The organism is Wolbachia endosymbiont (group A) of Sturmia bella, assembly GCF_964030905.1.
In the GTDB taxonomy this organism is placed as follows: domain Bacteria; phylum Pseudomonadota; class Alphaproteobacteria; order Rickettsiales; family Anaplasmataceae; genus Wolbachia; species Wolbachia pipientis.
Genome location: NZ_OZ034988.1, coordinates 1,124,992 through 1,146,007, shown reverse-complemented (window position 1 = coordinate 1,146,007; position 21,016 = coordinate 1,124,992). Strand labels below are relative to the sequence as shown.

At 35.3% G+C, this 21,016-nt stretch carries 20 protein-coding genes and 2 pseudogenes; 21 read left to right on the top strand and 1 reads right to left on the bottom strand.

Translation table 11 applies throughout. The features are described 5' to 3' along the window. The 17 genes and pseudogenes from ACQH3L_RS05375 to ACQH3L_RS05295 all read left to right on the top strand — a co-directional run bounded on the left by ACQH3L_RS05375 (nt 1) and on the right by ACQH3L_RS05295 (nt 14,226). The gene (locus tag ACQH3L_RS05375; protein ID WP_015588498.1) at nt 1–336 is read left to right on the top strand and encodes a GPW/gp25 family protein; all 336 of its coding nucleotides are present in this window, start codon (nt 1–3) and stop codon (nt 334–336) included. 9 nt (nt 337–345) lie between these two features. Beyond that, nucleotides 346–1,143 (top strand): baseplate assembly protein, encoded by a 798-nt coding sequence (locus tag ACQH3L_RS05370; RefSeq protein WP_425384733.1) that lies wholly within the window; start codon nt 346–348, stop codon nt 1,141–1,143. Nucleotides 1,144–1,149: 6 nt separating this feature from the next. Next, nucleotides 1,150–2,368 (top strand): annotated as a pseudogene (locus ACQH3L_RS05365) (phage tail protein). Nucleotides 2,369–2,388: 20 nt separating this feature from the next. Further along, nucleotides 2,389–3,075 (top strand): hypothetical protein, encoded by a 687-nt coding sequence (locus ACQH3L_RS05360; RefSeq protein ID WP_007549309.1) that lies wholly within the window; start codon nt 2,389–2,391, stop codon nt 3,073–3,075. A gap of 6 nt (nt 3,076–3,081) precedes the next feature. Beyond that, a pseudogene (locus ACQH3L_RS05355) lies at nt 3,082–5,009 on the top strand (DUF4815 domain-containing protein). Nucleotides 5,010–5,020: 11 nt separating this feature from the next. After that, the gene (locus tag ACQH3L_RS05350; protein WP_425384732.1) at nt 5,021–6,202 is read left to right on the top strand and encodes a hypothetical protein; all 1,182 of its coding nucleotides are present in this window, start codon (nt 5,021–5,023) and stop codon (nt 6,200–6,202) included. A 4-nt stretch (nt 6,203–6,206) separates the two neighbouring features. Continuing rightward, nucleotides 6,207–6,401, top strand: a complete 195-nt coding sequence (locus ACQH3L_RS05345) for a hypothetical protein (protein WP_264376309.1) — start codon at nt 6,207–6,209, stop codon at nt 6,399–6,401. Continuing rightward, a complete protein-coding gene (locus ACQH3L_RS05340; RefSeq protein ID WP_425384731.1) occupies nt 6,398–7,018 on the top strand; it encodes a hypothetical protein in 621 nt (206 codons plus the stop codon). Before ACQH3L_RS05345 ends, ACQH3L_RS05340 begins: the two co-directional genes overlap by 4 nt. Before the next feature lie 61 nt (nt 7,019–7,079). Beyond that, complete coding sequence (locus ACQH3L_RS05335; RefSeq protein ID WP_425384730.1) at nt 7,080–7,847, top strand: hypothetical protein; 768 nt, start codon at nt 7,080–7,082, stop codon at nt 7,845–7,847. A gap of 14 nt (nt 7,848–7,861) precedes the next feature. Then, entirely contained in the window at nt 7,862–8,422 is a 561-nt protein-coding gene (locus tag ACQH3L_RS05330) for a hypothetical protein (RefSeq protein ID WP_012673237.1), read from the top strand. Continuing rightward, nucleotides 8,415–9,566, top strand: a complete 1,152-nt coding sequence (locus tag ACQH3L_RS05325) for a phage tail sheath subtilisin-like domain-containing protein (RefSeq protein WP_341815460.1) — start codon at nt 8,415–8,417, stop codon at nt 9,564–9,566. Before ACQH3L_RS05330 ends, ACQH3L_RS05325 begins: the two co-directional genes overlap by 8 nt. 21 nt (nt 9,567–9,587) lie before the next feature. Continuing rightward, nucleotides 9,588–10,088 carry a phage major tail tube protein gene (locus ACQH3L_RS05320; RefSeq protein ID WP_007549243.1) on the top strand — a complete coding sequence of 167 codons (501 nt, stop codon included), beginning with the start codon at nt 9,588–9,590 and terminating at the stop codon, nt 10,086–10,088. A 16-nt stretch (nt 10,089–10,104) separates the two neighbouring features. Next, a complete protein-coding gene (locus tag ACQH3L_RS05315; protein ID WP_425384729.1) occupies nt 10,105–10,356 on the top strand; it encodes a phage tail assembly protein in 252 nt (83 codons plus the stop codon). 112 nt (nt 10,357–10,468) lie between these two features. Then, entirely contained in the window at nt 10,469–12,640 is a 2,172-nt protein-coding gene (locus ACQH3L_RS05310; protein WP_425384728.1) for a phage tail tape measure protein, read from the top strand. A 3-nt stretch (nt 12,641–12,643) separates the two neighbouring features. Beyond that, a complete protein-coding gene (locus tag ACQH3L_RS05305; RefSeq protein ID WP_425384727.1) occupies nt 12,644–13,060 on the top strand; it encodes a phage tail protein in 417 nt (138 codons plus the stop codon). Continuing rightward, nucleotides 13,038–13,244 (top strand): tail protein X, encoded by a 207-nt coding sequence (locus ACQH3L_RS05300; RefSeq protein WP_012673234.1) that lies wholly within the window; start codon nt 13,038–13,040, stop codon nt 13,242–13,244. Before ACQH3L_RS05305 ends, ACQH3L_RS05300 begins: the two co-directional genes overlap by 23 nt. A gap of 1 nt (nt 13,245) precedes the next feature. After that, a complete protein-coding gene (locus ACQH3L_RS05295; RefSeq protein ID WP_425384726.1) occupies nt 13,246–14,226 on the top strand; it encodes a phage late control D family protein in 981 nt (326 codons plus the stop codon). On the opposite strand, the gene ACQH3L_RS05290 is transcribed toward ACQH3L_RS05295, so the two are convergent. Further along, nucleotides 14,192–14,728, bottom strand: a complete 537-nt coding sequence (locus ACQH3L_RS05290) for an ankyrin repeat domain-containing protein (RefSeq protein ID WP_007549904.1) — start codon at nt 14,726–14,728, stop codon at nt 14,192–14,194. The two genes, ACQH3L_RS05295 and ACQH3L_RS05290, sit on opposite strands and share 35 nt — an antisense overlap. 124 nt (nt 14,729–14,852) lie before the next feature. Between ACQH3L_RS05290 and ACQH3L_RS05285 the strand changes: the two genes are divergently transcribed. The 4 genes from ACQH3L_RS05285 to ACQH3L_RS05270 all read left to right on the top strand — a co-directional run bounded on the left by ACQH3L_RS05285 (nt 14,853) and on the right by ACQH3L_RS05270 (nt 20,651). Continuing rightward, complete coding sequence (locus tag ACQH3L_RS05285) at nt 14,853–15,071, top strand: hypothetical protein (protein ID WP_012673232.1); 219 nt, start codon at nt 14,853–14,855, stop codon at nt 15,069–15,071. A 9-nt stretch (nt 15,072–15,080) separates the two neighbouring features. Beyond that, a complete protein-coding gene (locus ACQH3L_RS05280; protein WP_007549910.1) occupies nt 15,081–16,001 on the top strand; it encodes a patatin-like phospholipase family protein in 921 nt (306 codons plus the stop codon). A gap of 874 nt (nt 16,002–16,875) precedes the next feature. Then, entirely contained in the window at nt 16,876–19,476 is a 2,601-nt protein-coding gene (locus ACQH3L_RS05275) for an ankyrin repeat domain-containing protein (RefSeq protein ID WP_425384725.1), read from the top strand. A 95-nt stretch (nt 19,477–19,571) separates the two neighbouring features. After that, nucleotides 19,572–20,651, top strand: a complete 1,080-nt coding sequence (locus ACQH3L_RS05270; RefSeq protein WP_425384724.1) for an ankyrin repeat domain-containing protein — start codon at nt 19,572–19,574, stop codon at nt 20,649–20,651. Nucleotides 20,652–21,016: the final 365 nt, after the last annotated feature.

Below are 21,016 nucleotides of genomic sequence, written 5' to 3'. Positions count from 1 at the left end.
ATGCGTGGTATGAATTCTGAAACTGGTAAAACAATAAGTGGTATAGAGCATTTAAAACAATCAATAGTTGATATTTTAACTACACCAATTGGTGCTCGTGTTATGCGCCGAGATTATGGATCAAGGTTATTTGAGCTGATTGATCATCCAATTGTACCTGGTTTTGCACAAGAGCTTTATGCAGCAGTTGCAGAAGCATTAGAAAAGTGGGAGCGTCGATTTAAGCTTAAACGTGTACAAATAACAGAAATAAAAGAAGGTAAAGTAACTCTCATTTTAGAAGGAATCTATCTGCCAAATGGAAAGCCGATCCGCCTTGATGGTATTATAGTATAAGGTAGTAGGATGAAAACACCAAATATTGTCGAAACATTAAAATTTGAGGAAATCTTTTCGCGAATGAAAGAAGAGTTAGTGCGTCGGAATGCAAGTTTTTCTGCACTAACTGAAAGTGATCCAGCAATAAAGATACTGGAAGTAGCAGCCTGGCGTGAACTTTTGCTCAGGCAAAGGATTAATGATGCAGCACAGGCAAATTTACTTGCTTTTGCAAGAGGTAATGACCTTGATCACTTGGCTGAATTTTATGGTGTGCTGAGAAAGGAGTCAGAGAATGATGAATTCTTAAGGAAGCGGGTAAAAGCCAAAATTGTTGGTTGGTCAACAGCAGGGAGTAAAGAGCATTATCGCTATCATGCATTATCTGCTGACACAAGAGTAAAAGATGCGCAAGTGGTATCACCTATACCAGGAAGTGTACAGATTTCAATACTTTCCACAGAAAATGATGGAGTACCTTCAGAAGAATTGCTAGAGATCGTCAGAAATCACGTTATTCGCGATGATATTCGTGTATTAACAGATACGCTTACAGTTATTGGCTGTGGTATTATTCCCATTACTATTCATGCTAAAGTGCATATTTACCCTACTGCATCAAAAGATGTTATCGAAGTTGCAAAGGAACAATTTATCAAAGGTCTTGAGTCTGCTAAAGGTTTAGGGTGGAATGTAACCAGGTCCTGGATTATTGCTCATCTTTTTACAGAAGGTATACAAAATATAGAGCTTACAGAGCCAATAGAAGACATAATTGTACAAAATAATGAATGCGTTGCTTTAAGTGATTTAAGTGTTAGGTAAAAATTGGTGATACTTCCTCCAAATGCTTCAAAGCAAGAGCAAATACTTACAGACATAATTAATTATTCTCTTGATGCAAATTCTCTACGGGGATTTAAATTTAACCCACAGACTGAAATGTTGCCGTGGCTAGTAGCGGAATACGGCTTGGGAGAAATTTTATCCTGGGGTAAGAAAGCTACTAAGAGTGCATTAAAAGAATGGGTCTTAGCTAAGCAAAACGGAATAAGATTTCAACGTTTGCGCGGTACACCACAGTCACTGAAGATGGCGCTGAAATGGGCAAACATTGATAATATTACCATTCAAGAAGAACCACCAGGAGAGCATTTTGCTGAATTTCAAATTGGCATCTCTGATGTTCCTAATGATTTTTTTGTCGATAGTGTAATTGCTCTGGCAAAACTTTCTGCACCGGCAAGATCTCGATTAATGCGAATATTCAATGACTATTACAATGCTCAGCGGTTTATGTTAGATGAAAGTATTTTTGGAGATCTTCTTTCAGACTACTCGGGTGTAAGAATAGCAAAAGAAGGGCCAGTATTATCGTTTGGAAGAAAAAACTCATTTGAGCTAAAAATAGGAAATCCAAGATTTAAATTTAGCACTTTTAGATCACATTATGATAGAAGTTACAGTAATGATTTATATAGGTTGGATGTTGCAGTATTAGGAGAGACAGAGCCTCACACCAAGAATTACAACGGTATATATGAAAGAAGTCACGAGTGGTATAACTTAAAAGCACTATATCCTCTACCACAAGGGTTTATTGCCAGAAATTAAGTTTGCTAAAGCGTTGATAGTATTATCAGATAGTTGGAATTTGGGAGATATCAATGCTTGTTTTGCACCAACTGCTTATAAAGAAATAGAGCATACATTTTACTTAAGTGAAGATAAACTCTCTGAGCAGATTTGGAATTTTCGACGTACACCAATTTTAGAGCGGTTTAGTATAACTTATTACTACGAAGCAAAGAGTTTTACTGATCAAAGAATAATAGAGTCTAATTTAAGGGAATATCATATTGATTGTCAAAATGACTCAGATTTAAAACAGAAAGATCCTATTCATGAGCTAGAAAATTACGTAGCAGTATTTTACCCAGGTATGGTCACTTGGCATGAACATCGCCACTTAAATCGCCCTTGGAAAAATTTTGAGCCCATTATTACAAAAAAATTGGACGTTTTTTCTACGAATCTTGTATATATATAATATCAATCACGCAATCAGACATGTCAATACTGACACAATCAGGCAGAGCAGCTATTGCTGCGAGCATAAAAGAGCAACCAATACATCTTGCTTGGGGATCTGGAGATTCTACCTGGGAAAGCAGCTACAAAGTTGAAAAAACTTTTACAGCAGGCGGCAAGATAAGTTTAGATCACCACACTATTAAAGATGTAAAAGTTTATACAGGGCAAACAATTTATCAGTCAAGCATAGATTATATAGTTGATGGTAGCTCAGGCGCTATTGAGCGTGTAGAAAATGGTGCAATTATAGCAGATAGCGTAATCACTATAGAGTATACTCAAGACACACCACCGGAACTAATTACTTCTGCAACATTAATTAAGGAAGTTGGACGTCGTGTTGTTGATGAGGTGCTCTTTTGCAGTGGTGATGAGAATGGAGAACTTGTGACTCCATCTGGAAGGTTTAAACCATCGAATGTACCAATCAATAATCTGTATCTTAAATTTACTTTCGATTTCACGGACGCAGCAAATCAAGTTATACGGGAATTAGGGGTTATGGTTGGTACTAAAATAAAAGAAGGATTACCTGAAGGACAGAGATATTTCGAGCCAAAAGACGTGGAAAATCCTGGAATTTTGTTAGTTTTAGAACACACCGTACCACTTATCAGAACATCTGCAACTCGGGAAACTTTTTCATTTGTTGTAACTTTTTGAAACAAAATGACCTTAAATAGTTATTATAACCGCTTTAATCCTGACAAAGAATACGAAAAAAGCTTGTTTCTAGCAGGAAGAGGTCTACAGTCAGCAGAATTAAACGAGACGCAAGAATATGCTCTCTCTAAGCTTAAAGGCATAGGCGATGCAATATTTCGTGATGGTGATGTTATAATAGGAAGCAATTGTATTATAGATAGAGAAACTGGTAAAGTTACGCTTGAATCAGGAAAAATCTATCTTCGTGGAGCGGTTAGAAAAGTCGAAAAAGAAGAGTTTGTTATTCCACTGAGTACCACAGTGCGTATAGGTGTTTATTACGTAGAATCTACCATTACAGAACTTGAGGATGAAAATCTTCGTGATCCTGCTGTTGGTACAAGAAATTATCAGGAAGTAGGAGCTGCAAGGCTTAAAGTTTCCACCATTTGGGGATACCAAGTAGAAAGTGTTACTGTTAACTCTACAAATGGCGAATTTTACCCAATTTACAATATTGAAAATGGAGTATTGATAGAACATTCACCGCCACCACAAGCAAATATAGTAACTACTGCTCTTGCTCGTTATGACAAAGAGGCAAATGGTTCCTACGTTGTAAATGGCCTTGAAGTAATGTTCCTGCAAAAGGAAGAGGGGGAAGGAGGAAAAAAATATTTGTAATTAATGAGGGAAAAGCTCATGTTGATGGCTATGAGATTGAGTTACCTCACAGTATTCGCATTTCTTTTGATGAAGATCCAGATATAAAATCAGTTGAATCAGAACCACATACTTTTCAGCCAAATAGCCAAAGAGTAATGGAACTGAAGGTGAATGATTTTCCAATAAGTGAAATTAAAAAAGTAGATATAACTGTTCAAAAAACCATTACCATTACTCATGGTTCATATTCAGGAGCTGTTGATCCAATACCTGACTCTGCAGTACTTGAAATTATTCAAATTAAACAAGGTAATGTTATTTATGAAAATAGTGTAGATTATAAACTAAACGCAGGAAATATTGATTGGTCATTACCCGGCAAAGAACCAGCTCCTGGAAGTAGTTATCAAATAACTTACCGCTGTCGTACTCATGTAAGTCCTGAAGATATAAGTGAACAGGGATGCAAAGTAAAAGGAGCAGTTGATAACAGCTTGGTTTTGATTGATTACACCTGGAAAATGCCCCGCTATGATTTAATTACTATCGATAGCAAAGGGGTGGTAAGAAGAATAAAAGGAATTTCCCACTCTTGGAGACCATCGATGCCAAAAGCGCCTAGCGGACAACTTTTGCTCTGCTACATTCATCAGACGTGGAAAAAAGGCGAAGGGGTAAAAATAGTGAATAATGCTATTCATGCTGTACCGATGAATGAGCTTGAAGCAATGAAAAAAGGAATAAATGATCTTTATGCTCTTGTTGCACAGGAACGTCTACGCAGTGATGCAAATTCAAGAGAACCTACCACCAAAAAAGGAGTATTTGTTGATTCATTCTTTGATGATGATATGCGTGATCAAGGAATTTCGCAGTTTGCAGCAATAGTAAATAGAGAGCTAGTTCTGCCAATAGATGTAGAAGTTGCAGATATTGAAAAAGGTGGGGAAAGATATCTTTTGCCATATGAACTTGAACCGGTACTGGAGCAGCTTTTACAGACTAAAGGAGAAAAGATCAATCCATATCAAGCTTTTGATCCAGTCCCGGCACAAATTACTCTAAATAAAAACATTGATCACTGGACGGAGGTAAAAACAAATTGGAAAAGTCCAGTAACCAGAGTATTTAATGCTAAAGAAACGACAGAGCTACTGTCAAGTACTTCATACGAAACTGAATTTATGAGAGAAGCAGTACAGAATTTTGAAATTGAAGGTTTTGAGCCAGATGAAAAGCTTAAGGAAATAAAATTTGATGGCATTTCTATTATACCTATGGCATAGAGGAAAAAAAAGTGGAAGCGAACAACCAGGGAAAATTAAAGGGAAAGGTGAAAGTGCCAGCAAACATTCCAGCAGGTACTAAATTAGTACAGTTTTACGGCGATAAAGGCAGTTATGGAGAAGCAACTTATACTGGTAAAAAAACAATTACCATAGAGGAAAGAAGAAGAGTGATCGCAGCAAGAAGAGTTGATCCTTTAGCGCAAACATTTACTTTAAATGAGAGCAGACACATAGGAGGTCTAGAGTTATGGTTTGTAAATAACGGCAAAAAACGTGTTGCTGTGCAGATTAGAGAAACAGCAGTGGGAATGCCCTCGCAGACTGTCATTGCTGAAAGCTATATTGAGCCAAAAGATATAAAGATAGATGGCACAGCAACACGTATAACTTGGTCACCAGTGTTTTGCCATGCAGGAGAGGAGTATGCAATAGTACTGCTTACTGATGATCCTGGTACTGCAGTAAAGATAGCAGAACTTGGCAAATATGATGCAGTAAATAGCCGTTGGGTAACAAGCCAGCCATATCAAGTAGGAGTATTACTGTCATCAAGCAATGCAAGCACCTGGACTCCACATCAAAATTTAGATTTAACGTTTCGACTACTAGCTGCAAAATTTAGTGAAGTTTCTCATGTTGTTGATCTGGGCAAAGTTACTGTAAATAATGTATCAGATTTAATTGTCTTGACGAACGTCGAAAAAGTAGCATTTGATACCAATGTGGAATTTATCTTAACAGATGAAGAAGGAAAAGAAAATTTTTTGTCTGATAATTTGCCGCTTGCACTGCGTGAAAGAATAAATGGGGAATTAACGGTAAAAGCAAGCCTAAAAGGAGGGCGAGAGAAAAGTCCAGTGCTATATCCAGGGTTACAGCTAGTTCTAGGTAATCTTTTAGAGTCTGGAGATTATGTTACAAGAAGTATTACAGCAGGAGCTAACACTAAGATTACCATAACATATGATGCGCTGATACCTGGCACTGCAGATGTTAAAGCATATGTGCAAAAAAATGTGGATTGGCAATTAGTAAATTTAACATCAGGAAAACCAATTGGAGAAAGCTGGGTGGAGAGAACTCATGTACTATCAAATTTTAGTGCTAATGAGACGAGGGTAAAATTGGTTTTAAGTGGAACGGTTGTTTATCGTCCTAAAGTCAAAAATTTGCGAGTGATTATTACTTGAATCAATGCCAAATGACCAAAGCAAACGAGGATATACACTACCACATCCAGAAAATATTGCAGTGGAAGATGTAGTACGTATTCGAAAAGCTATAGAGAAAATAGATGAGGATATGAGTAAGGGAGAAAATAAACATAATCAACTGAAAAGTAATTTTGAACGATTTAGATTTGAAACTTTTTTGAATTTTTGGGAATGAAAGAAGCAATATACCAAAGGATAAAGGATTTAGCAGTAAGTAGCACAGCTGATCAACTGGCATATCTTGCAAAATCGCTGGAATTGATAGCAGATAAAAAAGCTATTTCCAACGTTGTGCAGATGACTGAAGTAAAAGGAATAATTGATGCACTACAAAAAAGACTTAAGGATTTAGTAGCAAACAGTACACCAGATCAATTAGCATATCTTGCTAAAGCATTGGAATCAATAGTCGACAAAAGTGCGGTTTCTGAAATTGTGCAAATGACTGATGGTAAGTTAAAAGAACTTCTTGATAGTGCAAAAAAACACTTAAGTGACATAAACAGCAACAAAACAAACTCAATATCGTCCATAACTGCAGTAAAAACAGAGTCTGTTAATGAAATCAACAAGCTTAGGGATAATTCCTTAAACACTTTAAAAGCATCATCAGATTCGCATATATCGCTACTTGATACGAGAAAGAAAGCCAATATTGCAGCAATAAATAGCATTAGTAACAGTCATAAAGATGGTCTTAAAGGTTTAGTAGAAGATTTTCGTGCTGTTACCACTGGCTCATCAATTATTAGGGAAATAGAAACTCGAATTAAAAACATCCCTGATAAATGAGGTAAAAACTCGGGATGAACAGTTAAAAGCGTCTCTTATAAATGAAATAAGAAAGCGTAATATGGTTGAACCAGGGTCATTACCTTTCTTATTTGGTGTACTTGGAAGAAAAAATAATTATTTTGGCCACGGAACTTTTACGACAGAGCTTGGAAAGTGGAGTAGTGATATAACAAAAACTGACTATATGTTACAACTACTAGCAGGTAGCCATACGTACAATACAGATTACGTTAGTTTTTATCGGCCAAGACAACTAAGTTTTATAGAGGGAAGCAAGGGAACATTTATTTACGGAGAGTTATGCACAAAAAGCTTTTCGGGTAGTTATGATGAGATATACTATTACCCATATGCTGCACTTGGAGTAGTATTTGTAAAAAATACAACCAATGTGAACATAAATAAGACAATAGAATTTGTTGGATCATCATACTCTAGTACGGAGTATGGGGGTGCAGGATTATTTGTGGGAACACCAGATAATACTAATTCTAATAAATCAAGTATTTCAAAAATAGTATGGAAAAATGTTTACCAATACACGAGTTCTGATAGCAAATTAGCTGGATCTGGTAATGTGGAGATTCCAGCAGGAAAAACAGTTGCAATATTACTTTACACATCATCTTACCTATGTTCCAGAACACAAGTCAGTCAAGGTATGCTTGCATCAAATTATGTATACAACTATGGTCAATTTATCCAGTGGGGAATATATAACATACGTAGCAATTTTCTGACTACAGGACTTGAAGTAGATGTGGAAAGGACTCTCAGGGCTTGGCAATGCCCAGGATTAGATGCCACCCACAAAATCTGGAATTAAAACGGAGAAAACCAATGCCAATTTATATTAGATTTGAACATAACAAACAAGTAGAAACAACGACGCTTAAAAGCAAACCAGCTGGAAATGATTGGTATGAAGCGCCAGAAAATTTTGAATGGCAAAAGAGTTATTGTCTAACGGAAGGAGGAGAAATTGCTCAGCGTACTAAAGAAGATATACAAAAGGAGTTACTGGATAATGCGAAGCTCTGTGCATTTGACAATATTCGTACTCATTTTAATAACTTTACTAGTAGATTCTCAGGGCACTCTCATCAAAAGGCTAAGTCGTACGAGATTCAAGCAAAAACCGCGGAGAACATTTTAACAACACAAGAATCTATAGATGAGAAGGATGCAGCAATTATAGAGCCACTGGCAAGAGTGAGAGGGATTTCAGTAGTGGAGATGGCAAAAATAATAGAAGAGAAGGCAGAAAAAGCAGTAAAAGCAATAATTAAATGTGAAGAGCTTGAAGATTTAGCCAAGAGAAAGATTGAAGAAGCCAAAAGTGAAGAAGAGCTAGAGGACTTACTAAACAATTTTAAACAAAAGATGCAAAGAAATGGCTGAAGAATTTTTACATGGAGTAAATGTTATTGAGGTAACCTCAGGAGCAAAGACAGTACGTACAGCTAAATCATCAGTGATAGGTGTAATTGGTACTGCCCCTGAAGCTGATGAGCAAAAATTTCCACTCAATAGTCCAGTATTAATAGTAGGAAGCTTAAAGGAAGCAGCAAAGCTTGGGAAAAGTGGAACACTACCTTCTGCAATAAACGGAATATTTTCCCAAATTGGTGCAACAGTAGTAGTTATTCGAGTTGAAGAAAGTGAAACTATTCAAAATATAATTGGCGGTGTTGATAAAGAAACCGGAGAATATCAGGGAATCGAGGCATTTCTCAGCAGTGAAAGTATAGTTCATGTGCTACCTAGAATACTAATTGCACCTCAGTTTACTCACCAACTACCAGAAGATGGCAAAAATCCAGCGGTTGCAGCATTAGTTCCTATAGCAGAAAAGCTGAGAAGCATAATAGTAGCAGATGGACCAAATACCAATGATGAAGAAGCAATAAAATGGAGAAAAAGTGTGGGCAGCTCAAGAGTTTACGTGGTTGATCCATGGGTTAAGGTATTTATTGAAGGAAAAGAAGAAATTTTGCCTCCAAGTTCATTTGTAGCTGGTTTAATAGCGAAAGTAGATAGCGAGCAAGGATTTTGGCACTCACCTTCAAATAAAGAGATAAATGGTATTATTGGAACAAGCAGGCCTATTGATTTTACGCTCGGTAATACAAATTGTAGAGCAAACCACTTAAATGAAAATGAAGTAACAACGATAATTCATCAAAATGGCTATAGGCTTTGGGGAAATAGGACATGTTCAAACGATGCGAAATGGACTTTTCTATCAGTGAGGCGTACTGCAGATTTAATTAACGATAGTTTACTTCGAGCTCATCTATGGGCAGTTGATCGCAATATTACCAAAACCTATATAGATGATGTGATTGAGGGGGTAAATTCTTATTTGGCCAATTTAAAAGCACAAGGAGCGATTATCAGTGGAAAATGTTATGCAACTCCCGAACTCAATACACCGGCAAATATTGCAAGCGGAAAAGTGTCTTTTGATTTTGAGTTTACACCGCCATATCCAGCTGAGCAGATTACTTTTAGGTCACACCTCGTGAGTGGTACAATATTGTAAAAAGGGAAAAAAGAGGAAAAAATGTTACCGAAGATTTTAAAGAATTTTAACGTATTCGTTGATGGTAGAGGTTATGCAGGGAAAATAGATGAAATTACGCTACCAAAGCTTACCATAAAAACAGAAGAATACAGAGCTGGTGGTATGGATATTCCAATAAATATTGATATGGGAATGGAGAAACTTGAAGCAGAGCTCACTTTTGCTGAATATGACTCTGAGCTCTTTAGACTTTTCGGATTGATAAACAATAATGCAGTTTCTCTTACTTTAAGAGGAGGTTTGCAGGGAAGTAGTGATACAGAATCAGTAGTGATTAACTTAAGAGGGCTCTTTAAAGAACTTGATTTTGGTAGCTGGAAACCTGCTGAAAAAGCAATGCTAAAATGCACTGTAGCTGCCAACTATTATAAGCTTACTATTGATGGCAAAGAATTGATTGAAATTGATGCAGAAAACATGATTCGCAAGATCGATGGTGTTGATCAAATGACTTCTATGCGTACAGCCTTAGGAATTTAACTAAAAGGGTAAAACAATGCAAAAAATTAAATTAACTGAACCAATAAAAATCGATGGAATTTTAGTTTCAGAGATAACTCTACGTCGCCCAAAAGTACGAGATCGTTTAGCTGTTGAACGTATGAGTAATAACGATGCAGAGAAAGAAGTAGCACTGATTGCAAATCTTGCAAGTATTTCAAGAGAAGCAGTAGAAGAACTTGATCTTGCAGACTACAGCAAAATTCAAGAAGCGTTACAAGGTTTTTTGTCTCAGCAGAAGAATTGAGGCTGAGCATATTATCGCTTAGCTCAGTAGTTGGTGGTGGAATCAATCAGTGGCTTGATATGGATATTGAAGAGTTTTTTACGTGGTTTGAAAGTAGCAGAAAATTATACAAATGAAGGCAATTTCTATAGTAATTGGAGCAACACTACAAAGCAGTTTTAATAGTACGATAGCAGGTAGTACGAAGCAGCTTTCTCGTATTGGTAGTACGATAAAACAACTTGAATCATCAAGTAAATCAGTGTCTAAGTTTAAAGAGCTTAGCCGTGATGCTCTGCTTGCTCGGCGCTCTTGGGATGAGCTAGAAATAAAGACAAAATCTCTGGCTAAACAGATAAAAAACACAGAAGCACCAAGTAAGAAACTACAAAATGAATTTACAAGATCTAAAGCTGCAGCACTGAAAGCTAAAACAGCTTATTTACAAAAAAGAAGTGCTCTCCACTTACTACGCACGGAGTTCAGTAAAAGTGGTAGAGATATAAAATCTCTTATTGGAGATCAAGTTAAACTTGGCTCTTCTATTGAAAAGCTTAAAAATAGCTATACAGCTTTAAATTCCGTAATGCAAAAACGTAAGGGAGTTTTAGCGCAAAGAGCAAATTTTAGAGCTCAAATCATGGATACCGTGGCACTTGGCCTCACCCTTGCAGCACCACTTAAGGCTGCAATTAGTTTTGAGAGTGCCATGGCTGATGTAAAGAAAGTTGTAAAGTTTGAAGATACAGATGTAAATGGCTTAACAAAACTTGGGGAAACATTAAAGGAAATGTCGCGTACAATTCCGCTATCTGCGGCAGAACTTGCGCAAATTACTGCAAGTGGTGGTCAACTTGGTATTAAAGCTAAAGATCTTACGACTTTTACAGACACTGTGGCCAAAATGGCAACTGCATTTGATATGTCAGCAGAAGAAGCAGGAGACGCTATTGCTAAACTTTCTAATATTTATCAAATTGAAATTGGTGAAATGAAAGGTATTGGTGATGCAATAAACCATATCTCTGATAACACTGCAGCAAAAGCTAAAGACATTGTTCCTGCATTAAACAGAATCGGTGGTACAGCAAGGCAATTTGGCTTAACTGCAGTAGAAGCGGGAGCTTTAGCAAGTAGCTTCATTAGTCTTGGTAAGACCCCCGAAAAAGCAGGTACAGCAATTAATGCGATGCTCAGTAAGTTGCAAACAGCAAGTAAGCAAGGTGGCAATTTTCAAAAATCTTTTCAGCAGCTAAAAATAAATGCTAAGGAATTTGAAAAAGCAATTGGCAAGAATGCACAAGGCACATTACTTAAGTTTTTAGAAACAGTTGCAAAATTAGATAAGCAAGAACGTTCTAGCGTTCTCTTTGACCTCTTTGGTCTTGAATATCAGGATGATATAGCGCTACTTACTGGTAGTCTAGATGAATATAGAAAATCTTTGCGATTAATAAACGAAGAATATCATGGCTCAATGCAAAGAGAGTTTGAAAATAGAGCAAATACTACAGCAAATAATCTTCAGCTACTTAAGAATTCAATAGCAGAAGTAGGAATGAATCTTGGTTATGTATTATTACCACCTTTAAATTTTACTGTTAATCTTCTGAGGTCAGCAACTACACAGGTAGCACTTTATGCCAAGGAATATCCAGTATTGACTACAGTAATCATGAGTACTACTACAGCGTTGATTAGCATTAAAATAGCAGCTATATCTCTTGGCTATGCTTGGACTTTTGTAAAAGGTTCTTTATTCGCTCTTTTATCTACTTGGAGAATGTTTGGATCTGTTATTACTTTGGTAAAAATAGGTCTTTCTGCAGTTTTTCCAGCAATTATTGCTGGATTTAAAGCATTAACAATTGCTGTGATGAGCAACCCTATGGGGCTGATTATTGGTGGTATTGCTGTTGCTGCAACTTTGATAATTACCAAATGGCAAGCAGTAAAGAACTTTTTTGTTACTATCTGGGAATCAGTGAAAATTGTATGGAAGTCTTTTTCTGATTGGGTAGGAAAATTTTGGAATAATATTACTCAGCCCTTTAGAACAATCAGTAATCTGTGGAATAAAAGAAATGAGTCTAAACTAGAAGTTAAGTCTGTAAATAACGTTATAAGTGATTCTCTTAAGTACCCCATTGCGGCACACAGTAAAGCTATAGAGAATAAAACTCAAAATAATCACTTCAGTATTAATATTCATTCAACTCCTGGGCAAGATACACGTAGCATTGCTGATGAAGTAATGGAGCGAATTAGAGAGCAATTTAGTGGCGCACTTTACGATATAAATTAAATTATGTTATCTCTTGGTCCATATAGATTTTCATTAATTGAGCAAGGCTTTACACGCAGAAGTGAATATTGCTGGCCTGCACTTGAGCGTATTGGGGAAAAGCCATTGCTTCAAAGTATTGGTCCTGGAGAGGACATTGTTGAGCTTGCAGGAGTAATCTATTCAGGAGGGCTGAAGCAAATAAATAATATGCGAAATTCATCGAAACCTCTTTTACTTATTGATGGCCAAGGTAATATTTTAGGGCATTTTGTTATCGTGAAAATAGAAGAAACGCAGAAATATTTTTTTCCAAATGGTGAACCAAGAAAGATTGAGTTTCACTTAAGTTTGAAGCACTACGATAATGTGTTGTCAGACGGATCACTAAATAATCCCGTTGACAATATACAACTTGATGATGATGTACTACAAAACTAAAGAAAACGATATGTTAGATTTAATCTGCTGGAACTACTATGGATTCAGCTCAGGAGCAGTTGAGATTGTGTTAAGAGCTAATCCTGGGCTTGCAGAGTACGAACTTCTTCCTGCAGGATTAATCATTAAACTTCCTGTTATTCAAAAAGAGACACAAAAGCAAGTAGTAAAACTATGGGATTAAAATGACACCAGACTTTAGTATTTCAGTAGAGGGCATTTCCATCACTGAATTGGTGAAAAGTCGATTGGTATCAATGCATATTACTGATGAAGCAGGAGTAATAAGTGATACTGCTGTAATTCATCTTGATAACCGTGATTCATTATTTGAGATTCCTAGAACTGGGGCAAAGCTAAATATTTTACTCGGGTATAAGGAAACTGGCATTGTGCCAATGGGAGATTATATAGTAAATGAAATTACGCTACAAGGCCCGCCACAATCACTAAAGATTAAAAGTCATGCAGCGGATCTAAAAGAGTCATTAAAGGAACAAGTGTTTAATGAGTGGCATCAAATCACCTTAAATGATTTGGTAAAAAAGATTGCAGACAAACATGGCTATCAAGCTAAAATTGCTGCAGAGTTTGTAAATATCATGATATCACATATTGATCAAACTGCAGAGAGCGATATGCATTTTTTAACCAGGCTTGCTCAAATTTATGGAGCAATAGCAAAACCTGCAGGAGGATATTTACTGTTTGTTTCAAAAGGAAAAGCAAAATCAGTTACCGGAAAAACTTTAAGCACTGTTACTTTAACACCTAGAGATATTACAAATTGGAAAGTAAAATTTAATGAGCGTAATCAATATGGCTCGGTTATTGCTTACTGGTATGATTATGAAAAAGCAGAGACAATAACGGAAAAAGTAGGTGATCAAGAACCAAGCTATATTTTGCGAGATATTTATGCAAGTAGTGATTTGGCACAAAGTGCAGCATCTGCGAAGTTGAATCAGCTGATGAGTAATGCAGCAACACTCAATGTCACAATGCCAGGAAATCCTGAATTATTTGCTGAAGCAAAGATTAATCTTTCTGGATTTCGCAAAGGAGTTTATGGTGATTGGATAATAAATAGGGCTGAGCATGTAATTGATAACCTTGGCTATCGTACTATTGTTACGGGAATAATTGATAGTTGGAAAGTAAATTGATAATTTCCTCATAGATATCTTCTTTATTATTGTTTAATTCCTCTACAGCAAGATCTAAAGGAGTTTTTTTATCTTTGTTTTTAGCAGAAGGATTTGCTCCATTTTTCAGTAGAAATTTAGCAATTTCCAGATGTCCTTTTCGTGCAGCATAGTGCAGAGCTGTCCAGCTAAAAGCATCAGTAGTATTTACATCAATGCCTTCTTCAATTAGAAATTTTACGACTTCTAAACAGCCTCCGCTTGTAGCATAGTGTAATGATGTTGCACCAAAATGATGAGTAGCATTGATATCTACTACATTTTTTATTAAGGATCTTACAGTATCTAAATTACATTTTTCAGCTGCAGTAGATAATGTTTCCAGATCATTGCCACTTGCCTTACTTTTTATTGGCACATCTTTTGATAATTGGTCTGTACTAAAGTGCTGATACAGAACAATAACGCATATTATTGGTATTATTGAACTTGTTAACAATTTCCAAAAAAGGCTAGATTTCATGTTGATTATATTATTTACATCGCTTGTTTAGTGCAACTAATTAACTTTATTTTAGAAAAGATTTTTTGGACGTATTTTTGATGAATCTTGTATATGTATATATACAACTTTTCCTTTAAAAAAGATGACAAACACAGGAAAGATCCCTGTAGCAGTAATTGCTACTATGGTGATACAAACAATAGCATTGATCTGGTGGCTAGCTAAGCTCGACTTAAGAGTTCATATGCATGATAAATTTATAGAGCAAAATCAAAGGACTACAGAAATCATCTATCGTCTTGAAGAAAGGGTCAAAAACCTTGCTGAAGAAGTTAACGAGCTTGAGCAGAGACAAAAATAACTATAACAAATGACAAAGTACATTTTATCTGTAGATGGAGGAGGAATTAGAGGAATAATTCCTGCCATTATTCTAGCAGAAATTGAATCTAGGACAAAAAAGCCAATTTCCCAGATCTTTGACTTAATGGCAGGAACCTCAACCGGTGGAATTGTTGTTGCTGGACTTTGTGAAAGCAATAAACTTCAATACTCTGCCAATGATTTGGTTGAACTTTACCAAGAGTATGGAGCATATATCTTTCAAGCATCACTTTGGAGAAAATCAATCGCTTCTTGGCTGAGTGGTTCTCAGTACTCATATAAAAATATGGAATTTATTCTCAACAAATACTTCGGCGAAAGCACTATGGCCGATGTTGCGAGTAATCTACTGCTCACCAGTTATGACATTCACAATAGTTGTGAATTTTTCTTCAAAAGTTGGAAAGAAGAAAACATTAAGTTAAAAGATGCACTCAGAGCTACAACAGCTGCTCCAACGTACTTCACACCAAAACGTCTAAAAATTAGCCAAACAGAGAGAGTGTTGATAGATGGCGGAGTGTTTGCCAATAATCCAGCGGCTTGTGCATATGCAAGTGGTAAAAGGTTATTTCCAAATGATGAGATTATACTGCTATCAATAGGCACTGGTGGAACAAATAGAAGTATAAAGTATGCTAACTCAAGGAGATTTGGCAAAATAGGGTGGATCAAGCCACTACTGAATGTGATGTTTGCTTCTGGATTGGATTGCGTTGATTATCAACTAGAACAAGTAATAGATGATAAATACATAAGAATACAATCGCAATTGAAAGTAGCATCGACTGAGATGGACAATATTACACTCAAAAATATCAAATTTCTTCAGCAAGAGGCAAGTAAAATGATAGAGGATAACCAGAAAGTGATAGACAAATTCTGCAAGCAAAATCCAAAACTATAACTGAGCTAGAAAAACGAAATAAGCGAGTTTCTAGTATCTACTTTAATAAATTTACTAAAATATTTTTTTAATATTATATATTGAATACAGAAGCACAAGAATTTCATTCAGCAATGCAGATAATTAATTATGTAATCACCTTTGTTGATATTTTAATATATTGTATAGAAATCAGTAAACTAATGTTGCTTTTAATTCAGGTTAAGTTTTGGAAGCGTGATTTTCAAGTTCCTCAATAGATAAATCTGTTATTTTAGAAATAGCATCAACAGAAACGTCCAACATACGTAGATTATTTGCAACCTTTATTGACTCTGCTTTGTAAATCGGGAATGTTGCTACCAAATGTTGACATTAAACTTTATGATATGAGGTATCTTTGATGTTTTTACGCTACTAAATTCATGATATCCATCTCTTGGCGATTTAAGCCTATTTTTAGAGTATTGATAAAAAGACGATAAGACCCCTTCTACATCTAAAGCCTAAAATGCAATTCTCAGATGATCTCTGACAGACGTTTTTTTCATCAACACATTCAAAACAATAAAAAGATTGAATATTTCTTCACAATTGTGTATAATTATTAATGCTTTGGTGCACGTAACGATTATACTTTAAAAAGAATGTTGGCTACTGAGAAGAATGAAGACATCATCATCAGCGAAAAAAAAGGGCAAAAAACAGAGAAATTTGATGTAACTACTTAAGAAAGGTGTCTCTATTGCAGCTGAGACAGCTGATCACTCATGATCAAATAAAAAAGTTATAAGCACACAGATTGGATTACAGTATCTTTTTTAAGAAGAAGATTTATCTTGCTTAAAAACTTGTAGATACTATATTTTACATAAATTCTTCATGCGAGGCCTTTATGTTTACTAATAGAATATCTAATAATCTGGATCAGCTACAATTTTTTGTAGAGTTTTTAAATGAAAATTATGAAACTCAGAAACATCTTAGTCTTACACCACTACATTTAGCAGCAGGAAATGGTCAGTTGGATTTAGTCAACACTTTATTAGGAGAGGGTTTAGATATTAACTCAGAGATTAAGTACGATGGCTTTACGCCACTGTATTTTGCAATTGCAAAAAATCGCTTAGAGATGGTTAACTTTCTTATTGCTCATGGAGCAGATGTAAACCATAGGGCCATTCTAGGCTTTACACCTTTAAGTTTTGCATCCCAGCAAGGATATTTAGATATAGTCAACACCTTGATTGCAAATGGAGCAGATCTTAGTACTAAAACAGATAAACTTAATACACCTTTACACCTAGCAGCAGAGAATGGTCATCTAGATATAGTAAATGTTTTTATTGAAAAGGGATTAGATGTTAATGCTGTAAATAATGATCGAGCAAGACCTTTGCATTCTGCAGTACAAAATGGTAACCTCGAAGTAGTTAAAGCTCTTATTTCACAAGGGTCTAATATTAACGCTGGATCTTCAGGCATAGGTAATCGTAAAGTTGATGCAAACATTACACCCTTACATCTGGGAACACAAACTGGTAGGTTAGATATAGTTAAAGTTCTGCTTGAAGCGGGAGCAAACGTTAATGCAAAAACAGATGATAAGATTACACCTCTACATTTAGCGTCTCAAAATGGCTTTTTAGAGTTAGTAGACATTTTACTAAAAGCAAAATCTAATGTTAATGCTAAGGATTATGAGAATCTTACACCTCTACATTTAGCAGCAGAACGTAATCACTTTGGAGTAGTTAAGTCTCTTCTTCTCGTAAAGGGAATTGATGTTAATGCTAAAGGCCACGATAATTCCACAGCTTTACATATAGGATCTCAGAATGGTCACTTAGAAGTAGTGAAGCTACTAATAGAGAAAAAAGCCAATGTTAATGCTAAAAAAAACGAAGGTTTTACACCTTTGCATCTAGCAATTCAGCAAAGTCATTTCGAGGTGAGTGATTTTTTAATTAAAAATGGAGCAAACATTAACACCGTGGATGATCAGAATTGGACTCCTTTACATAATGCAGCATATAATGGTTTTTCTTTAAAAATAGTAGAGAGCTTAATTGCAAAAGGAGCAAATATAAATGCAAAGATGGATGATGGTAGAAGAGCTCTACATTTGGCAGCAGAACATAATCGCTTGGAAATAATGAATTTCTTGATTGAAAATGGAGCAGATATTAATGCTCTAGATAACAGAAGTTGGACTCCTCTACATTGTGCAGCATATGATGGTAATTTAGAAGTTGCTAAATCTTTGCTTGATAAAGGAGCAGACATTAATGCTAAAACAGTTAAAAGTACTACACCTCTACACTTTGCAGTAGACCATGATCATTTAGAGGTGGTTGAATTGCTCTTAGAAAAGGAAGCAGATATTAATGCTTTAGATCACACAAATTGGACTCCTTTACATTTTGCAGCAGAAAAAGGTTATGATCAGATAGCAACCGTTCTATTGAAACATGGTGCTGATGTAAATGTAAAAGAAAATCAAAATAAAGGCACAGCCCTACATCTTGCAGCTCAATATGGTCATCCTAAGGTAGTTAAAACTCTTATTATAAATGGAGCGGATGTTAATGCAAAAATGGATAAAAATGCTACGCCTTTACACTTAGGGGCACAAATTGGTAATTTAGATATAGTTAGGTCTCTACTTATGAGCGGAGCATACTTTAATGCTAGAGCTGAAGGAGGTAGATATGTTTTACCATTACACTTTGCGGAAAGAAGAGGAAACCCAGAAGTAATAAAATTACTAAAATTGGTTGAGAAGTTATTTAAGGCTATAGAAGATAATAATTATTTAGGAATTGAGAGTTCCATTAGAGATGGAGCAATCATTGATTCGAAGAACGTGGATGGAAGAACGCCATTACATTATGCTGTTAATAATGGGCACATAAAAGTTGTAAATATCTTGCTAGCAAATGGAGCTGATGCTACTCAAGTTACTAACAAGGGTAATACACCATTACACACTGCTGCTTCCAAAGGTCATAAAGAAATTATTGAAGCTTTGTTACAACGTGTAAGCCACAATAAATTGAGTGATTTTATTAATGCTAAAACAATAGTTAAAGGCACTGCATCGTTGCATGTTGCTACTGAAAATAGCTTTTTTGAAGCTGTAAAGTCTTTGTTGAAACATGGTGCAATTTATAACATCAAGAATAAGGAAGGTAAAATACCACTTGATCTTTCTCGAGACCAGAATATTACTAACCTATTGAAATTAGTAGAAGAGCTGTTTGAGAATGCAAAAAATGGTAATGTTGAAATTATCAGTAAGCTGAAAGCAATAAAACCTGATGAGCGCGTAGCTGTAACAAATGCTCGTGATGATCAAGGCAAGTCATTAGTCCAGGTTGCAGTAATCAATAAACACTCAAACCTTGCAAGTAGATTATTAGAAATATTAAAAAGTCCAGATCAGAGTTTACAAGATGTCAGCGTAGAAAATCGAGTAAAGAGTTTAAAGTTATAGCTCTCTTAAATGAAACTCTAATGAGGGTGACAAGATCTAGAAAATATACAAAAATTTTGTTACAAAATAGTGAAATTTAGGAGGATTTTAAAAATATGCTAAATAATAATATTAACAAAGAATTAGAAAAAGCAGTCTATGAACGAAACTTAGAAAAAGTTAAAGCTCTTTTGTCTGCAGGTGCTAATGCTAACCTTAGAGTAGAAAGGAATAGAGATACGTTACTTCATACTACTAGTAGTGTAGAAATTACTAAAGAGCTTTTGTTAGGTGGTGCTGAAGTCAATTCAAGAAACATGTATAGTGAAACTCCACTACATTCTGCTATAACACTGGGGAAGGAATTAGAATTAGTTAGAGAACTTCTGAAACATGGTGCTGATGTAAATGCAACAAACCGTAAAGGCAATACTGCACTGAACCATGCTGTAAAAAAAAGTGGTAAAAATCTGGAAGTAGTTAAAGAACTATTAGAATATGGAGCTGATATTAATATAAGAAATCGTGAACGACGGCTTTATGATAATTGTTCCACATCTTTAGATAACGCTGTAAGTGATCTAGCATGCGCTAAATTGTTGATTAAATTTACTTTAGTAAGGAACTTCAATAAGGATTACGGAAAAATTATTGACTTATCTCCTTATAAAGGATGCAGTAATTACAGTAAATTATCAAGTTATCTAGATGACTGTGTTTGTGAAATTCTTCAAATGAAAACAGATGAAATAAAAGATAGCCTTCCACTATATGAATTTGTTACAAATAACTTCAACATACATGTACTATATAATAATCAATTATCTGTAAGACTAGCAAAAATTGATTATTCCATACGCTATCCTATATATAATGATATCATATTAGATAAGGTAAAACCTTTTTTAGAAAGAGCAGATTTGTTAAATAAGTTAAGTAAGATACAATTTTATACTAAATTAGATGTGGCAGATCAAGATGCCAAAGAAAAGAAAATTATTCTGGATCATGATTCTACATATAATATAACTGAACATCTATCTAATGATAACTTGTTAAACTTTATAGTAGCGTTTGATGATTCCAATAAACGTACTTTTCAATCTTTAAGTTCCTTAAATAATCTCGTAGAGCCTGGTACAAGACTTTATGAAACTTCTATAAGTAATGATACCAAACGTGCAAGATTAGAATAAATACATTTTTTGTCAGTACTAGAGTTTTTTATGAACAACAATTAGTCGTATGGTTCCAGAGAGGTGATACATAAGAGATTGCTATAATGCCAAAACACTAAACTTAGTGCTTTTTTATGTAAGTTGATCATCATTTCTCTTTGTTGTTTTCAAACGGGTTATTATTAGTAGGTGTTACTAAAAATTTAAACAACCAACACATTTCCCACACCTAAAATCAAATGTTGTGAAGGCTTTTCGTCCTGAAATTGCAGGATTAGTAGATATTCTCTCAAAAATATTTTATTAACAAAAGATGCTATTTTAATTTTTGCCATATTAAGTAAACTTTGCTATTCTAATACTGGTGTAAATATATCTCAGAG

Bases quoted from the DNA above. Each gene is read 5' to 3' on its own strand.
- ACQH3L_RS05285 (WP_012673232.1), top strand. From the start codon at position 14,853: ATGACAAACACAGGAAAGATCCCTGTAGCAGTAATTGCTACTATGGTG.
- ACQH3L_RS05295 (WP_425384726.1), top strand. From the start codon at position 13,246: ATGACACCAGACTTTAGTATTTCAGTAGAGGGCATTTCCATCACTGAA.
- ACQH3L_RS05315 (WP_425384729.1), top strand. From the start codon at position 10,105: ATGCAAAAAATTAAATTAACTGAACCAATAAAAATCGATGGAATTTTA.
- ACQH3L_RS05345 (WP_264376309.1), top strand. From the start codon at position 6,207: ATGCCAAATGACCAAAGCAAACGAGGATATACACTACCACATCCAGAA.
- ACQH3L_RS05310 (WP_425384728.1), top strand. From the start codon at position 10,469: ATGAAGGCAATTTCTATAGTAATTGGAGCAACACTACAAAGCAGTTTT.
- ACQH3L_RS05300 (WP_012673234.1), top strand. From the start codon at position 13,038: ATGATGATGTACTACAAAACTAAAGAAAACGATATGTTAGATTTAATC.
- ACQH3L_RS05340 (WP_425384731.1), top strand. From the start codon at position 6,398: ATGAAAGAAGCAATATACCAAAGGATAAAGGATTTAGCAGTAAGTAGC.
- ACQH3L_RS05370 (WP_425384733.1), top strand. From the start codon at position 346: ATGAAAACACCAAATATTGTCGAAACATTAAAATTTGAGGAAATCTTT.
- ACQH3L_RS05335 (WP_425384730.1), top strand. From the start codon at position 7,080: ATGGTTGAACCAGGGTCATTACCTTTCTTATTTGGTGTACTTGGAAGA.
- ACQH3L_RS05375 (WP_015588498.1), top strand. From the start codon at position 1: ATGCGTGGTATGAATTCTGAAACTGGTAAAACAATAAGTGGTATAGAG.
- ACQH3L_RS05275 (WP_425384725.1), top strand. From the start codon at position 16,876: ATGTTTACTAATAGAATATCTAATAATCTGGATCAGCTACAATTTTTT.
- ACQH3L_RS05290 (WP_007549904.1), bottom strand. From the start codon at position 14,728: ATGAAATCTAGCCTTTTTTGGAAATTGTTAACAAGTTCAATAATACCA.
- ACQH3L_RS05280 (WP_007549910.1), top strand. From the start codon at position 15,081: ATGACAAAGTACATTTTATCTGTAGATGGAGGAGGAATTAGAGGAATA.
- ACQH3L_RS05320 (WP_007549243.1), top strand. From the start codon at position 9,588: ATGTTACCGAAGATTTTAAAGAATTTTAACGTATTCGTTGATGGTAGA.
- ACQH3L_RS05270 (WP_425384724.1), top strand. From the start codon at position 19,572: ATGCTAAATAATAATATTAACAAAGAATTAGAAAAAGCAGTCTATGAA.
- ACQH3L_RS05305 (WP_425384727.1), top strand. From the start codon at position 12,644: ATGTTATCTCTTGGTCCATATAGATTTTCATTAATTGAGCAAGGCTTT.
- ACQH3L_RS05325 (WP_341815460.1), top strand. From the start codon at position 8,415: ATGGCTGAAGAATTTTTACATGGAGTAAATGTTATTGAGGTAACCTCA.
- ACQH3L_RS05330 (WP_012673237.1), top strand. From the start codon at position 7,862: ATGCCAATTTATATTAGATTTGAACATAACAAACAAGTAGAAACAACG.
- ACQH3L_RS05360 (WP_007549309.1), top strand. From the start codon at position 2,389: ATGTCAATACTGACACAATCAGGCAGAGCAGCTATTGCTGCGAGCATA.